General features: G+C 42.8%; 10 protein-coding genes and 2 pseudogenes. 10 read left to right on the top strand and 2 right to left on the bottom strand.

Features of this window, described 5'->3' with window-relative positions; translation table 11 throughout:
- Positions 1-59: 59 nt before the first annotated feature.
- From AC4G47_RS13400 to AC4G47_RS13360, 9 genes and pseudogenes are all read left to right on the top strand, one after another.
- The gene (locus AC4G47_RS13400) at positions 60-2,045 is read left to right on the top strand and encodes a glycoside hydrolase family 127 protein (protein ID WP_491106334.1); all 1,986 of its coding nucleotides are present in this window, start codon (positions 60-62) and stop codon (positions 2,043-2,045) included.
- A 624-nt stretch (positions 2,046-2,669) separates the two neighbouring features.
- A complete protein-coding gene (locus AC4G47_RS13395) occupies positions 2,670-3,299 on the top strand; it encodes a hypothetical protein (protein ID WP_491106333.1) in 630 nt (209 codons plus the stop codon).
- A 352-nt stretch (positions 3,300-3,651) separates the two neighbouring features.
- Positions 3,652-3,777, top strand: a complete 126-nt coding sequence (locus tag AC4G47_RS13390; RefSeq protein WP_491106332.1) for a hypothetical protein — start codon at positions 3,652-3,654, stop codon at positions 3,775-3,777.
- 2 nt (positions 3,778-3,779) lie between these two features.
- The gene (locus AC4G47_RS13385) at positions 3,780-4,160 is read left to right on the top strand and encodes a hypothetical protein (protein ID WP_491106331.1); all 381 of its coding nucleotides are present in this window, start codon (positions 3,780-3,782) and stop codon (positions 4,158-4,160) included.
- A complete protein-coding gene (locus tag AC4G47_RS13380) occupies positions 4,132-4,356 on the top strand; it encodes a hypothetical protein (protein WP_339176893.1) in 225 nt (74 codons plus the stop codon). Before AC4G47_RS13385 ends, AC4G47_RS13380 begins: the two co-directional genes overlap by 29 nt.
- An 81-nt stretch (positions 4,357-4,437) precedes the next feature.
- Positions 4,438-6,414: a sigma-70 family RNA polymerase sigma factor gene (locus AC4G47_RS13375; protein ID WP_491106330.1), complete on the top strand. Its 1,977-nt coding sequence runs from the start codon at positions 4,438-4,440 to the stop codon at positions 6,412-6,414.
- A 37-nt stretch (positions 6,415-6,451) separates the two neighbouring features.
- A pseudogene (locus AC4G47_RS13370) lies at positions 6,452-6,669 on the top strand (thioredoxin domain-containing protein); the annotation flags it as partial.
- A gap of 203 nt (positions 6,670-6,872) precedes the next feature.
- Positions 6,873-7,016: pseudogene (locus AC4G47_RS13365) on the top strand (tyrosine recombinase XerS); the annotation flags it as partial.
- A 663-nt stretch (positions 7,017-7,679) separates the two neighbouring features.
- Positions 7,680-8,087, top strand: coding sequence for a hypothetical protein (locus AC4G47_RS13360; protein WP_491106329.1), 408 nt, complete (start codon positions 7,680-7,682; stop codon positions 8,085-8,087).
- 1,106 nt (positions 8,088-9,193) lie between these two features.
- On the opposite strand, the gene AC4G47_RS13355 is transcribed toward AC4G47_RS13360, so the two are convergent.
- Entirely contained in the window at positions 9,194-10,570 is a 1,377-nt protein-coding gene (locus AC4G47_RS13355) for a M6 family metalloprotease domain-containing protein (RefSeq protein ID WP_491106328.1), read from the bottom strand.
- Positions 10,571-11,177: 607 nt separating this feature from the next.
- Here AC4G47_RS13355 and AC4G47_RS13350 point away from each other — a divergent pair.
- A complete protein-coding gene (locus tag AC4G47_RS13350) occupies positions 11,178-14,204 on the top strand; it encodes a DEAD/DEAH box helicase (RefSeq protein WP_491106327.1) in 3,027 nt (1,008 codons plus the stop codon).
- 1,535 nt (positions 14,205-15,739) lie between these two features.
- On the opposite strand, the gene AC4G47_RS13345 is transcribed toward AC4G47_RS13350, so the two are convergent.
- Entirely contained in the window at positions 15,740-16,579 is an 840-nt protein-coding gene (locus tag AC4G47_RS13345; RefSeq protein ID WP_491106326.1) for an SDR family NAD(P)-dependent oxidoreductase, read from the bottom strand.
- Between the last annotated feature and the right edge of the window lie 80 nt (positions 16,580-16,659).

Raw genomic sequence — 16,659 nt, 5'->3', positions numbered from 1 at the left:
TCACCCTGATGTAATGATTTGTAAAATAAGGATATTGAATAGAACAAGGAGAGGTTCCCATGACAAAACCAGATGTGCCGCACCATCCACAGACACCAGGATATAGCCATAAAATCAATGATCCATTCTGGTCCCATTATATTGAACTGGTCCGCAACGTGGTTGTTCCCTACCAATGGGAAGCCCTCAATGATCGTATCGAAGGAGCTGAACCAAGCCGGGCCATTCGGAATTTCCGCATCGCTGCAGGGGAGGAAGAGGGCGTTCATTACGGCATGGTATTTCAGGACAGCGATGTTGCAAAATGGATTGAAGCAGCTGCGTACCTGCTCTCTGCGAAGCCCGATCCGGAACTGGAAGTCCTCGTGGATTCCGTAGTTGAGACCATAGCACAGGCGCAGCAAGCTGATGGTTACTTGAACACCTACTTTACCTTGCGTGAACCTGGGGCGCGCTGGACAAACCTCGCCGAATGCCATGAACTCTACTGTGCAGGACATATGATTGAGGCTGGTGTGGCGTACTATCATGCCACGGGCAAGCGCATGCTGCTGGATGTGGTTATTCGCCTGGCGGATCATATAGGCACCGTGTTTGGTACAGAGCCGGGACAACTGCCTGGTTATGATGGGCATCAGGAGATCGAACTTGCACTCTTCAAGCTGTATGAGACGACAAAGGAAGAGAAATACCTCGAACTAAGCCGTTATTTTCTGGATCAGCGGGGAGCGAGTCCGCATTTTTTTGTAGAGGAATGGGAACAAAGGGGCCGTACCGTACATTTTGGCGAGTTGGACATGGTTCATCGGCACACCTACTCCCAGTCTCATCTCCCCATTAGGGAGCAGTCGACAGCAGAAGGCCATGCGGTTCGACTGGTGTACATGTGTGCGGCTATGGCAGATGTAGCTGCAAAGACGGGGGATACATCGCTGAAAGAAGCCTGTGAACGATTGTGGAGCAACACAGTGAGCAAGCGAATGTACATTACGGGAAGCATTGGCACATCAGCAAAAGAAGAAGCATTTACAGGCGATTATGACCTGCCGGGAGATACTGCCTATGCAGAGACTTGTGCCTCGATTGGCCTGATCTTTTGGGCGAAGCGTATGCTTCAGATGAATCCGGATAGCAAGTATGCGGACGTTATGGAGCGGGCTCTGTACAATACGGTGATTAGTGGAATGTCCTTGGATGGTCAACGCTTCTTCTATGTGAATCCGCTTGAAGTCGATCCGGAGATTCAACGTGTGAATCCTAATTATGCCCACGTGCGAACACGCCGGCAAGGATGGTTTGGTTGTGCCTGCTGTCCGCCGAACATTGCACGATTACTGGCCTCATTGGATCAATATGTGTATACCCCAGTTGTGGAACAGGCTACGTTGTATGTGCAATTGTACATCGGCGGGGAAGGGGAATTCACACTAAAGGATAGAAAAGTAGCTCTAACTATGGCGTCTGACTACACCTCCACCGGAGAAGTAAAGCTGATCGTTCAGCCCGATTCCTCGGAAGGTATAGAGTTTACGATAGCTCTGAGAAAGCCGGACTGGTGTGAAATTCCCGAGTTATGGATTAATGGGGAGAAGACAGAACATGGTGGATTTATTTTTGAATGGGGTTACATGAAAGTGACCCGTACATGGAGAGCTGGTGATGAGATCAGGCTTCATTTCCCTATGGAGTTACTGCGGATGAAAGGGCATGATCACATCAGAGCCACTTTCGGAAAAGTAGCCATACAGCGGGGACCGTTTATGTACTGTCTGGAAGAAGTCGACAATGGCCGCGGATTGCATCGCATTCAGCTGCCCCGGGACGCCCAGTTTCATATCGGTAGCGGGGATCGGATGCCTCTGGGGGTTCCGGCATTTACAACCATTGGGCAGCGAATGGTATCCAATGAAGACTGGGGAACACATCTGTATCGCAGCGATGTCCACTGGGATGCCCAGCCTGCCGATCTTCGCTTCATTCCCTACTTCACTTGGGCCAATCGGGATGAAGGAGAAATGAGCGTTTGGATTCGGGAGTGCGAATAAGGGGATGTCTACCAGGAATTTACCGATCGAGGAACAGTAGAAGGGACCGAGCTAAAAATCAGAGGAAGCAAACCAGATATGGATCTTATTAAACTCCAAAAATCAGTTGAAGCATATGTGAAAAAATTGAATTTTTAAAAACGTTAATCTTCGTGGTAAAATTGATTAACGTTTTTTTGTTTGTTCTTGTTAAGAAGGTGAGAAAGAGGAACTTAAGCCTAAGGAACAATGCCTCATGTCGAGGGACAAGAACATATTCCCATTGAAGTCGCTATTTTAGCGGCTTTTTTATTTTATCGGTACAAGTTCTTGTCCCAAGCTAAGGACAAGAACTTGTACCGATTGCCGGAATTGACAAGAACATAGTCCGATTTCCGATTAGATGTATATCTAAACAATGCACGCATGGACTTAAAACCTTTTTAGCACTATAATACATGAAAATGTTCACATTGTTATGGACAACTAACAAATTAAGAGGGGAAAAATACGCGTGGCTAGGTATTAAAATTGGACTGAAACTAGCTGCTGAGGACAAGAACTTGTACCAATTACCGAAATGGACAAGAACATAGACCGATTGCCGATTAGGTGTATATCTAAATAATCAGCATATGCACTTATTTGGGAACAACTATAAACAAGAGATATATTCGGGCGGACAACCAACTAACAGCAGCTGTAGATAGTATGGAGAGCAGTGGCAGAGATACAAGTAGCGCAGCAGCATTAGAGAATGAAAGTCTGAATGCTTCGGATAACGATGTCACGGATAGTGCCGATACCGATAACGATCTTGACGATAACGCACCACTTCAATCAGAAAGTTTAGGAGAACCGCCACCACTAAGAGCTAGTGGAAGCTGCGTGAGCCCTAAAGTAATGGCGGGGGTAATGTCTGGAGCTGCTGGAAGCGCCTTATCAGAAGTAGCGGCCACTTCCACGAGTAGTGGGCATCCAGGATCTATACCACCAACCGTATCTTTAAACGATACGAAGGGCGGCACTGAAGCTGGAGACTTGACTATACCAGCCTTCATGCGTCAAAGACCACGGGCCGCTAATGGACAAACGCCTGGAACTGTTCAGGGTATGGGTGCTGGGGCTGGAAACGTTGCTCCATTACATGGCGGAGTAGGATCAGCGAACGTGAACTATTATGAACCTACTAGATTCAATGATAGTTTCAGTGGGAGCGGGAATTTCCGGAATGAATCAGAGTCGTTATCTGGCGACCATAGATTCTGGAAATGAAGATTCATTATTTGCATCTTTACCGCAGGAAGATTCAGCGATAGACTCGCGGTCACCGAATAGTTCGGCTAACCGTGGGCAAGCTCCGCAGACCGTACCTCTTCATACGACTCCTGGTGTACAACGCCCAAATTAAGAACCAGGACAAGGCCAAAGAAGACCGCAGCCTGAGAAGTTCCGAACATCCAGAGAGGTAGAATCGCTTGGGGGCAGAAGTACAGAGTATCAGGAAGCAGATCATGGCAAGATTCCACATCTATACGTTCTAGACAGCAGAAAAACCGGGTACAGAGCATTCCGTTACATCCTTCGAGCAGCGAGGGGGATCGGTCATGAAGGGGCCAGTGAAGACATGGCTTGGTGCCTTATTGCATTAGGCATGATTGCACTACTTATTGGATCGATCTTTGAAGGGAATCGCATTGAACAAGAACAGGCTGCCGCGAAGCAGCAGAAGAGAAGCAGGCCGAAGAGGTAGAAGTGCCAACGGAAGAAATGCAGACGGAGATTCAGAAAGTGATTCCGGAGTTTCTGAAGGTGCACGTACCGTTCAATGCTAAAGATGCTTTTTTGAAGAATTCAAAGCCGTATCTGACTGAAAACCTTTATAAAGCATTAGAGCAAGAACAGCGCCGCGGAACGCTAACGATCGTCAAAACCAAAATGACCAATGTAGAGCTGGAGCCGCAGAAGGAAGGAATCAAGGAACAATGGTGGAATGCAGATATCGAGGTAGAGAATACCGATCAGGAAGGCCAAACCAATATTAGTACGTTAGCTTATATCATTAAGGCCAAATTAGTGGATGGACAATGGAAGATTGATGATTTGGGTGTACGTTCAAGGACGTGGAACCCATGAGGATATTGCGAAAGAAATCCATGTCGCTCGCGCCATCGACTACCGGGGGATCGAACGGGGAAAGGACTGTGAGTTCTCCAATACCCGTACCGGGCTGGAAGAACTGCTTCAGTGGATGAAGGAGCTTCAGCAGGAACACACCAAGAGTGACGTGCTCTTTGGCACCCGTGCTTGCCGCATGCGAGTGGTCACTTGATCGGTCAGTTCCAGAATAATGTTACATTAATTAAATCCAAACCCCCGAGTTAGCTGTCTATATAACAGGAGGTGAACGACAATGATCGATGCACAGCAACAAATCAACGCCGCACAAAACGGAGATCACGATGCCTTCGTTTCTCTTATAAAGGATCGAACGGATAAGCTGCACCGAGTGGCTCGCCATTATGTACGGGAGTCCAAAGATGCGGAGGATATCGTTCAGGATGCCCTGGTTAAGGCTTATGAGTCACTGCAAACGCTGCAGCAAGCCGAAGCGTTTGAGAGCTGGCTTACCAGAATTGTGGTGAACCGGGCGCTCAATCATTTGGAGAAATCCAAGCGTGTTCACCTGAGCGAAGACCCGCAGGCGCAAGAGCCATTGGTCGTTAATGATATCGATCAAACCCTGGATCTGGAGCGTGCATTGGCCAGTCTGAATCCGAAGCTGCGTCAGCTCCTTTTCTTAAAATATAAGAAGGACCTGACCCAGCAGCAAATCGCCCATCTCCTGGATATGCCATTAGGTACTGTAAAAACACAATTACGGAAGGGGCTGGAACATTTGCGCAACGAAATGGCTCAAGATTTTCTCGAACGAGACCTGGATACATTACGCCTGCAGTTAAGACAACAGGCAGAGCACCAGTTTGCCGTTTCACCGGATTATGATCTGATCGTCAATGACTATCAAGAGAACACCATGAGGGGAACAGGGAAGGGAGAAGCGGGATTCTTATGGGTTAAAACGGGGAGTGATGACGCCGTTTCTGCCACGCTCTCCAGGGACGGCAACTTGCTAGACTATGCCATTTCCTGGGCCTCATTGGACAACGAGACACGGATATCTGAGGAGGAGCTCAAACAGCAGGCAGAGCAATTCCTGGAAGATCATTATCCCGGCGCACTGCGTGATTTTCCGTATTGTGAGATGGAGTGGATGGAAGGGATGTTTGGGTACACACGACAGCAGAAGGCGATGGGGCTGCCGCTTCCTGAGACGGGATGCCTGATTATGGTTCACCCCAGCGGTCGCGTGGTCGGATTTAGGTACTACGGAACCGTTCCAGGGCCAGCACTCCCAACCATGATCACACCAGAAGAGGAACAGATGGCGTGTATGAAGGCGAATTTTTTGCTACATGTGGAATATTGCGTATTGGACAAAGCCGTGTACACGGATGGTGACGATCAGGTCCATCTTGTTTACGCCCCCCGAAGTAGAGGACTAATCTATACTGCATCATCACAGGAGGAAGTTCCGACAGCCTATAGGGCAGAAGCTGTCCCCTCTGACCCAAGAACTCTGGACGAGTGGCCAGGTGAGTTCCCGCCCACACGAAGCCTAGAAGAGTGGATTGGCGTAGACAACGACCAATTTCAGTTAGTACAAGACGACAATATTGGCTCGAACACCAAGTTGATGGTGTGGAAGCAACAGAATGAAGAGCGTCCAGCCAAGAATGACCGGTCTTGGAAGGCCTATTGGGCTGATCAGATGGAGGGAGCGGTCAAGGCGCGAGTAGACAGCCAAACCGGACAACTGATTGACTTTGTTTCGCATGGTAAGCCAGATCAACTAGCTCCATTAACCTGGGATCGAGACGCATGTATAGAAGTAGCTATGGACTATGTCCGAGGACTAGCAGCCGAAATGTTGCCGTATCTCAAGCTTCTAACTGAAGAGACCGACGACGAAGATCGTTTGGAAATCATTCGCTTTGGTGTATATGTTCAAGACGTATCTGTCAGGGATGAATGCTATCAACTAGCTGTTGACCGCTCTAATGGGAGGGTCAAAAGTTTGATGTCCCCCTCCATAAGGCCAGAACAGTTAAAGAAGCTGGAGACCGTGCCTTCATTTGATTACCAGACAGCCATCCTCCGATGGACGGCACAGGCCAAGCTGCGTCTGCAATGGGAACGGATGCACAATGCTAGGGTGGAAGAGTCCCCGTACGAACTCGTGTATCGAATGATTGGTAGCGAGCACGAGCGGACGCCCGAAGTGCTTGATGCGCATACGGGGAAGTTATACGAAAATACTTTTTACTGACAAACAAAAACATCTAGCCCGAAACTAAGGGCTGGAAGGCATTCAAAAGCCTGCGGACGTAGAACAGCATTGGAAGGAGGTTGGTGTCCATTCCAGAATGCCCATCGATGGTTCCTTATGGAAGGACGATCCCATCCTTTCTTCCTATCCACCGTCCCGTGTATACAAGGTCATCGAGCGAGATCATGTAGGAAGAGCGATGGAGTTTTTGAGAAAGCCAGAGAAGCGGTCTTTGCGTTCAACCGTAATATTGCGCGGGGACAGCATGCTGCGAAAGTATTTGTTTCTGGCGGTACTCCAGCTTGCGCGTCACCAACCGGACTTCAAGCGCTGGCATAAGCAGAATGTGAAAAAGGGGGATGGGCAAGATGCAATCTATGTTAAACTTATTGGAAAGCCAACGAATGTTGACCCATTCGCAGGATAAACAGAACGCATGGAGGAACCGAGTATAGCAAGTGTTTATTGCAGTACCTGTAGGATGCAAAGGTAAAAATAGACGTTTAACACAACGTTCTATAGAAAAACTTGTTGAGAAATATACAACAGCCTTTGGAAAGCCGGCTTTGACGGTTCATTCTTCTTTGAGGCATTCATTTTCCATTATTTAGAAAAGGGCATAAATTCATGAATCTGGGAGGATGCGAGAGTCGATCAAACCGGCATATTAATTGTGTCCATTGAATTTTAAAAACGCCGAACTCGGAATATGAGTTCGGCGTTTTAGGTAGATTATACGACGGATGGGTGGGAGTTAAAACTACAAACTAGCTGGTGTTGTCAAGGGACAAGAACATGGACCCATTAAAGTCGCTATTTTGGCGGCTTTTTTGTTTTATCGGTACAAGTTCTTGTCTCGATCCAAGGACAAGAACTTGTACCGATTGACAAGGTGGATAAGAACTTGGTCCTATTACCGATTAGATGAATAACTAAGTATGACGGGCAAAGGCAACTTTTGGGACAAGCCCATTAACCGTTATCGCGTGGCTGTCCTGATCGCGTAGGCGGACGGCGTGAATTTTGATTTCTCCAATGCGGTGAACTACGTTCTGGCTCATGATTATATGCGCGGAACCGAAGGGAATCAGAGCTGGATGTTTGGTTCCCATGATTCGTCACTAGGGTGCAGGCGGCGGTGATCTTGAAGCAATTGCAGTCCCGTATGAAGCAATTGGTCGACGTACCGAAGTCGGTCACGTCCGGAAGAAGCTACCTGAACGTCTGTTTCTGAAGTGTATATTAAACCAACGCTTGGCAACAAGATGTTGATTGCCGAATTCCGCGCGGACGGTACGCTATTGATAGAAGGACAATTCGCGGAGCAGGCGAACAAGCAGCTGGAGATCCAGATCAATCAACACCAGAATAAAGTTCGAAGCGGAAAGATATTGGATAAAATTCCAGTCCAGACTGATTCGTCGGGGCGATTCTCTATTTCATTTGCAAATACGTATGGCGACGCTATCCTGGATATGAACCTAACCAGTCATAATTCAGGAAGTGGACATTGGAAAAAGTGGATTGATACAGAGCTTGAAGCTGGAAGGATAGGTTATGTTGCTAACACCAGAGCAAAATATTCTTTAGTATGGGCTGTTCCAATGTTGAAGGATGAAGAAAGAGATAGGCTTGAATCTTATGGATTCGTTAATGCTAATAAGTTTTCTTGAATACTTAATTTTTAAGTTATACCGCACGATTGTGAAATAGTTTTCGTTTGGAAGTACTGTCATGATGCTCCTCAAAACTATCTTAGCAAGTCCTCCTAGTTTGATAGATACAAAAAAACAGCGAGACAGACTTCTGAGGAACTTGCACTCGTGAAAGGCTGGTAAAGCTTCCCTATCTGTTAAGTGCTCTGGGGGTATAAAAGCATAAAATATACGTATCAAACTCTACGAGAAAATATGTATGTTGACTACTTGGACGGTAACCAAAAGAAAATCACTGTAGAGATGTACAATTCAGAACAAAATTTAAAGAAAAATCAAATAAAATTATAGATTATTTATTATGGGGTATCGCTGGACAAGACAATATTCCATTCAAAGTCGCTATTATAGTGGCTTCTTTACTGTTTGTTAGTATTTCAAAAATTTTCTTCGGTAAACCTTACAGCTCACCTTATACGAACCAGCCGAAGCCTAGCGTTAAATAGAAGAGAGATACGATGTAAATGTGTGGCTTAGTAAGTGTAGTTACATTTTGCATAACTTGACACCAAAAAAAAAGGTTTCATGAGGACGTAGAAGCCGAACCGTTTACGGATGACCTTGTAAAGTTAGAGGTCGAGTACAATGATAAGAGCACACCTTTCAAAGGGAAGAATATCGAAGTTGAGAAGCCGGTAGAAATTAATAAGAAAACTGTAGCTGACCGAATCGGTATTTCTGTGCATTGGATGACGGACACCTTTATCGTTACTCCTGTCCTATGTAGGGAATATTTAGAGCATTCCAAAATGGAGTCATTCACATTGTTGGCTACATCGGCAGCGTCTTGAAGTTTTTATTGATCATTGTTGTCGCCACAATCGGATTTTACATTGTATTAGCACATTATTCGGACTCTAGCCGCAAGTCATTACCAAAAACATGCGGTTTCTTATTTCGACCTCAATCTGATCCCGAACCTCAAGCTTGAGCCGTTAACAGCGTAAATTGAAACATGAAGAACTTAGGCCGATATTCTATCGGCCTAAGTTCTTCATGTTAATTTTTCTATGTCATTAAACTGGAAATTGCCCTATCGGAATAACGTCTTTTCCAGAAATCTTCTAACCCTCCATTATGATGTCAAGTTGAATCTGTTTGGTTGCCTCGTTAAATGAGATGTTTCTAAGACTGACTCCGGAAGCGATGTCTGAGAAGGATGTGGATATTATACCAGAGTCGTTAAGCTCGCTCACTTTTTTCGACCCTGGGAAAGGATCTCCAGCATCTCCAGCATTCAAATCGTTGGGATCGTTAAGATCATTTCTACCGTCAGCTTGAATTAACAACATTCCTGGTCGATGGCTTCCATCCTGTTTAGCGTCTTCATCCACCCTCCATACTAATAGTCCTTCTCCAGGTAAAGCACCGTCAAATTTATTCTTTATTCTATTTTCTAAGAGCAAATATTGCTTTTCTGTATAGCCAGGCCCACTTATTTTAAGTACTTTTCCATTTGGTCCTGTAACTGGAGGTAAGACAACCTCATTCGTTGATTGTGAAATTTTCGTCACTTCAACCCAACCATGTTGAGATTTATGGAGCCCCGCTGGATGGATAGGGCGTACTTCATTCCCAGCGTAGGATCCACTTGCCATTAGATCCCACATGCCACTTCCATCCCAGTGATCACCATCCTCATCATAGTTAGGATCGTAAAAATCCTGCCATTGAAAAGCAAGGTGACCCAGTTCATGAGCACACACACCTAATTTTGCATCTTGCGGGACCATTAAATATGTGCTTGCATACAGATTCGGTGAAACTTCAATCGGATTCCTCGTTACCCACTTGTGGGACCATATATGCTTTCCTCGTAAGGAGGGGTTCAGTTTTTCAGCACCCAAACCTGCATGTACGATGAACAATGCAGTTATCTCATGATTACCTAATTTATCAAGCGTAGGATCAAAGGTGATCCCCTTTGAAAGAGCTGTCTTCACAGCATCTTCAGCAAGTACCTGTGCATTAGGATAGGATTCAGACATACCCGAACTCCCATTGGTATAATAACTATAGTTTTGAGGCATTCTGAGCCACCCGTGAACTTCTCCCTCAATATGGACTTTCTCTGAACTAACCTCTTCGTAATAGTCTGACAAACTTCCAGTAAGAGAATTTTTTTTAGAGAACAGCAATTCATCATAGTGACTTTTTGGTAAAATTCCTTGTTCGTCTGGGAAGTCTACCAAAAGGACTAAAACTCTCAGAGTACCTGTTACAGGGGTGTGGGGGATCGAAATAAATTCATTGTGTCCATCCCGCATGATATTCGTTACATTGTCGTCCATTCCGTGCAAATCATGGGCTGGATTTTGGTAACCTCGGGCAAATAAAAATTGTTCAAAACTAAACCCACGATTCTTCCATTTCGTACGGTACTCATTCAAAATGTAAAATTGTACGGCAGGGGAAGGTGGAACTAAACGCAATTCATTCATAATATACCTCCTGTGATGTGATTAAACAGACTCATACACGCCCGAGCTTAAAATCCCCTTAACATTTACATTTTATACAGTACAGAGTTTAAACTGACAACCGATGCTTCATTTCATTAGGTATATCAGTCTTAAATATATATAATGAGCACTCAATGAGACCGGTGTAACAAGGAGATTGTACAAATGACAACAACAAGCGAGCTCCCATAGTAAAAATGAATCGATACTTAAATGCGAATGTCCTTATCAACATGAAAGTGCTAAAGGAGAAATTCAGGGTAGCTTACCTAAATGTAAGTGAAGAGGGAAGAGAACTTGTTTTCTTTAATGATTAGATAGATGTCAAAACAAAAAGCTCATTTACTTAAAACTTGAATATGCAGTATATGAAGTATGATTTTCACATTTCATTTCATATAAACAAGAGATATAATCAGGCTGACAACCCAACTCACAGTATTAAGCCGAATCTGCTAAAAACAACTATTCAGAATACCTGTTCTACAAATACTAGAAGTATTTTTGTTAACCGTATTCTGAATTAATTATTGTATAATTACTTCAAGAGATCTGAAAAATTTCAACACAGAAAGAAGGTTTTTTGATGCGGTATAAAACAGTAGTGTCAACCATAGGACGTGGTAATAAGTTGAGTCGTTGTACGGACAGCAAAGGTAATAAATTAAGCCAAGCAAAGATTATTGATAGTTGGAGATTGTCTTATCAGGAGAGAGTTTCGCGAAGCGAGGGTGAGATTGGCTTACGTTCACCCCAATTTGGGGCTCTATCGGCAATTCGTGCACATTGGGTAACATCAAATTCTCCAGCTACAATAGTGTTGCCTACGGGTACAGGAAAGTCCGAAACAATGTATGCAACTATTATTTCTGAAAGAATTGCTTCAACATTAATCATAGTGCCTTCTAATCTCTTAAGAGAACAAATTTATGAAGGAGCACGTCATTTTGGAATACTTCCCAAATTAGATATGATCTCTAATGAGTCTATTTATCCAACTACTTTCCTTTATAAATCGAAAGTTGAAGCTACAGATGAAAAAGCTCTGATTGCTGCACTTCAGGAATCGAACATAGTTATTTCTACACCAGGTATGATAAAAAAAATGCCTTCATCTGTTTGGGAGAAATTTATTCAAAAACTAGAAGTGGTAATCTTTGATGAAGCACACCATCTTGCATCACCGGATTGGGGAGCGGTGAAAGAAAAGGTTTTAGGAAAGAAAATTCTACAATTTACTGCAACCCCTTTTAGAAATGATGGAAAGAAAGTTGATGGTAAAATAATATTCAATTACGGACTGACAATGGCGCAAAAAGCTGGATACTTCAAGCCAATCGAGTTTTATCCAATTCAAGAATTTGACGAACAAAAGTCTGATGAAGAGATCGCGAAAATCTCAATCCAACTATTAAAAGAAGATTTGGACAAAGGATTGGAACATGTTATTCTAGCACGAGCGAAGAGCCGTAAACGAGCCGATGAGTTATATGAAAAAGTATATTCTCAGTATACAGAATACAACCCAGTTGTAATTCACACTGGTATTGCTTCTACCCAGAGAAATAAATATTTACAAGAAGTTAAGGATGGCAATGCAAAGATTGTCGTATGTGTAGACATGTTTGGTGAAGGTATCGATATTCCAACATTAAAAATTGCAGCAATCCATGATAAATATAAGTCACTTCCAATTACGCTTCAATTTATTGGACGATTTGCTCGAACAAGTGGTAATAATTTAGGAAATGCGAAGCTCATAACAAATGTGGCAATGGATGATTTAAAGGACTCTATAGAAGAGTTATATCGTCAAGATTCTGATTGGAATTCGCTCCTCAATATACATTCACATCAAGCTATTAATAAAGAACTTGAACTTAGTGAGTTTATTGGAAAGTTTGAAAAAGGTCATGTTACGGATATAGATATATCACAACTCAAGATGAAAATTAGTACCCGAATGTTTCGGTGTCCTACGGAAAGAACTTTTGTAGACGCTTGGAAACTGGTCTTGGATCCAGATAGAACTACATCAATGATAAATGAAGAGGATTCTGTTTACATTTTCATTGAGGAAATTGAAACAAAAGTAGTTTGGTCTGATCAAAAGGATATAATGCAATATGATTATGATTTTTTTGTTATGTTTTTGGACAAAGAGAATGGAATACTACATATAAACGAAACTGATACAGGAAAGGGGAATCGACTCATTGAAAGTATGTTTCCACAAGCCACAGCAATTAAGGGGGATTTAGTATATCGGAGCTTGAATGAGATAAATAGGTTAATGATTGGCACTTTAGGATTGAAACAACAACCAAGTGGAAGGATTAGTTTTAGAATGTTTGCGGGTACCGATATTAAGTCTGGAATTAGTGAAGCAATCGTGTCAAATTCGACTAAATCTAATTTATTCGGTTATGGTTATCACAGTGGGGAACGTATAAGTATCGGTTGTTCGTATAGAGGGAAAGTTTGGATGCGCTGGGTGGAACGTATAAACTTTTGGACAGAGTGGTGTCAGGATATAGGAAAAAAAGTGCTGGATGATACCATTGATACAAATAGCATTCTAGATAATTCACTCACTTTAGAAGTCATAAAGGACTTCCCAGAAGGTGTTCCTTATAAAATACTACTACCGGAAACGATTGAAACGTCTAATAGTTACACGAAACAGTTGTATATTACTAAAGAAGAAAAGGCATACCCTTTCTATCTATCGGAGTTAAGCAACCCCAGTTTGGTTGATGGAAATCTTCGATTTGAATTCTTGATAAATGAAAGAAAATTTGTATTTGAACAAATTATTAATGACTCCTCTTATAGTTTTAAGCAAATTGAAGGTGACAAGCTTATAGTAAAATTAGGTAAGAAATCAGTTCAAATGATCGATTTCTTATTTGAGTATTCCCCAGAAATATCTTTTATTCAGCATGATGGAACTGTAGTTGTAGTTCAGGAGAATCTAAAAACAGTGATCAAACCAAAAAGTGGTATTAAGTTATCTTCAGATGTTCTTATTGCTGTTAACTGGCCTGTTCTTGGAGTCAATATTAAATCGGAATCACAAGGGAGAGGAAGAAAAATTGATTCTATACAATACGCTACGATACATAATATTGTCGATCAAAGTTCAGACATAATTTTTGACGATGATGGCTCAGGGGAAATTGCTGATATTGTTTCTGTTAAAATTGATATGCAGCATAAAAAAATTAGATTTCATCTTTATCATTGTAAGTATTCACACGGAGAGCATCCCGGTTCTCGTGTCTCAGATCTATATGAAGTTTGCGGCCAAGCTGAAAAATCAATTATGTGGAATGATAATGTACTAGAAATAATACAAAGAATGATTGAAAGGGAAAATTCAAGACAAAAAAGCTATGGTGAAACACGATTCGAAAAAGGGTCCTTACAAACTTTAAATATGTTAAAAAAGATGGTGAGAGCTGGTTATGAAACAGAATTTGAAATTTCTATTGTCCAACCAGGGGTATCAATATTAGATATCACAAACTCTATGAAACAAATTATTTTAGCAACAGATACTTATTTAAAAGATACGTTTGGTTTACGTTTGACATGCTTTTTTAGTAATTAGTTGGATATTTTGGGCTTACAACGACATAAAAAAAGAGCGTGCAACTGTAAAGAGTTGTACGCTTAGTTTATATTTTATAGGATTAGAACTGTGTAATGTATTCAACTAATTTCGAGGGACAAGAACTTGGTTCCTTTGCAGATAAGGACAAAAACATAGTGTCATTGCGAATTAGATTGTTATCTAAATATAATCATGACAGAAGGTAATCTGGCGAGATAAAAGCACAAATCGCTCTCTTAAGGCAAAAACTTCATTTCATTGCTGAAAAGAGTGCGAACATGATATCAGTGTCGATAGAATATTTCATCTGTTTCATTAAGCTAACGGGCAACAAGTGTCGAGGGACAAGAACATGTTCCCATTGAAGTCGCTATTTTAGCGGCTTTTTTATTTTATCGGACAAGTTCTTGTCCCAAGCCAAGGACAAGAACTTGTACCGATTGCCGGAATGGACAAGAACATAGTCCGATTACCGATTAGATGAGTATCTAAATGAAAAGCGATGTAATGAAAACCTCAATAAGCAGCATTATGCAGGAAAGTTTTCGCATTTCGATTAGATGAAGATCTGAGTAGAAGTGTGGGTCTCTTAGGGGCGACTGAAACGCTGAATGCTGTTATATAGTCAAAGAAACGAGTTTCAATGATCAGTGGTACTTCAATTGAAATTGTGATCTCATTTGAATTAGACAAAACAAACTTGTCAAAGCACTTTAGCAAAGAAATGAAGAGGATGGTGGATGTGTCTTTTGGGCTCGCGGGATGAAAACATATGCCGAGATCTTACTTAGTGCTGATCCTGTCATTGTTGAGGGACAAACTTGTACCGATTACCGTATTGGACAAGAACATGTTCCTATTACCGATTAGACGTAGATCTAATCGGTATTTTCCGTATTTCATTAAGCTAACGGGCAGTTTAGTTGAACAAGATAAGTGGAGGTTTTATATCGCATTTGACGCATACTGTGAATCAGAAAGGAAGCATGGAAAAGGAGCTTTTCTGACGAAAAAACTTTCGGAGATAACGATAATATGAAAAAAATGGATTTACGTCATTTATGCAAAGAAACTTAGATAAATTTCAAATTACGTGGGCAGTGTTAATGGGTGTAGGGCTGATAATTTTATTTCACTTAAAATCTTTATGTTCGTACCAGTAGCCGATCAATCAATTCAAGAGGGGCTCTGATTGACCCGTTTCAAGAAAGCTGCGATATGAGTACGGATGATGAAATACTTTTAAAAAAAGAGATTGTAGACGACATCTTGTTTTAGCCATTTCCACAATCCCTCGACAGGATTAAGCTTAAGGCTATTCTTGCGTAAAAAACCATCTGAATTCTCGGATTCTCTCACAGAAAAGGCTGAATTTCATTAACATGATGAGTGTGGGCTTTGACTAACACCATGACAAGATCGATTCCCGTAAGCGGCGGTTCAAATTATGATCCTATTGTTAAGTTGCAAAAGGTCCGGCCTGCATCTTAAAGATGACGCAGGCCGGACCTTTTTAACTAAAGTACACTTATTTAGCTAAAATCAGTAGCTGTAGCTTCGCTTTCCCAAGCCTCCAAATCCTTCTGAATTCTAGAAATCTTATTGCGGGCAACCTCGTAGGCATCTTTGCCAAGGAACAAATGCAGTGGCGGATTGGAGGATTCAGTGATCCGGATCAGAAGGTCGACTGCTTTCTCCGGATCTCCCGGCTGGTTATTGTCATATGCACTCACGGATGCCTCCTGGGCCTCACGCTGCTCCTTGTAGTCTTCTATGGGATTCACCGAATTCACACCGAGCGAGCCCTTGGATAGAAAGTTAGTGCGGAAATAACCCGGCTTCACCGCAGTGACATGTATGCCAAAAGGCTGAACATCCTGCGCCAGCGCTTCGCTCATTCCATCCACCGCAAACTTGGTAGCCGCATAGATTGAGCTTCCCCCAAAGCCAAAGAAGCCTGCCGTCGATGAGAAATTAATAATATGCCCCGATCTCTGCTGCCTTAGCTGAGGCAAAGCCTGACGGACCACATTAAAAGTGCCGAAGACATTCGCCTCGAAATTCCGGCGCGCATATTCATCCGTTATTTCCTCAAAGATTCCAACCTGTCCATACCCTGCGTTGTTGACTACAACATCAAGACCGCCGAAGTGCTCAATAGTAGCGGAAATCGCTTCTTTCACCGCTTGCTCATCCGACAGATTGAGCTGTATAGGAAGGAAATATTCATGGCTGCCTACAGCTTCTTCCAATTCATCCACAGTTCTCGACGTTGCCGCTACTCGGGCGCCTCCTGCCAGAAGTTTTTTCACTAGGGCCAGCCCCATCCCTTTGGAAGCGCCTGTAACAAACCATATTTTATTTGAACTCATTCTTCACTCATCCTCCGCTTTAGGTTTTGCTTGCTTTATAAGCATAGAGGTTAAAGTCATATCTAAGTCAAATTCATAGA

It is taken from the genome of Paenibacillus sp. Negev47, assembly GCF_058313655.1.
The sequence above is the reverse complement of the archived record's forward strand: the minus strand, read 5'-3'. Positions and strand labels throughout refer to the sequence as shown.

Bases quoted from the DNA above. Each gene is read 5' to 3' on its own strand.
- AC4G47_RS13355 (WP_491106328.1), bottom strand. From the start codon at position 10,570: ATGAATGAATTGCGTTTAGTTCCACCTTCCCCTGCCGTACAATTTTAC.
- AC4G47_RS13375 (WP_491106330.1), top strand. From the start codon at position 4,438: ATGATCGATGCACAGCAACAAATCAACGCCGCACAAAACGGAGATCAC.
- AC4G47_RS13400 (WP_491106334.1), top strand. From the start codon at position 60: ATGACAAAACCAGATGTGCCGCACCATCCACAGACACCAGGATATAGC.
- AC4G47_RS13390 (WP_491106332.1), top strand. From the start codon at position 3,652: ATGGCTTGGTGCCTTATTGCATTAGGCATGATTGCACTACTTATTGGA.
- AC4G47_RS13345 (WP_491106326.1), bottom strand. From the start codon at position 16,579: ATGAGTTCAAATAAAATATGGTTTGTTACAGGCGCTTCCAAAGGGATG.
- AC4G47_RS13350 (WP_491106327.1), top strand. From the start codon at position 11,178: ATGCGGTATAAAACAGTAGTGTCAACCATAGGACGTGGTAATAAGTTG.
- AC4G47_RS13360 (WP_491106329.1), top strand. From the start codon at position 7,680: ATGTTGATTGCCGAATTCCGCGCGGACGGTACGCTATTGATAGAAGGA.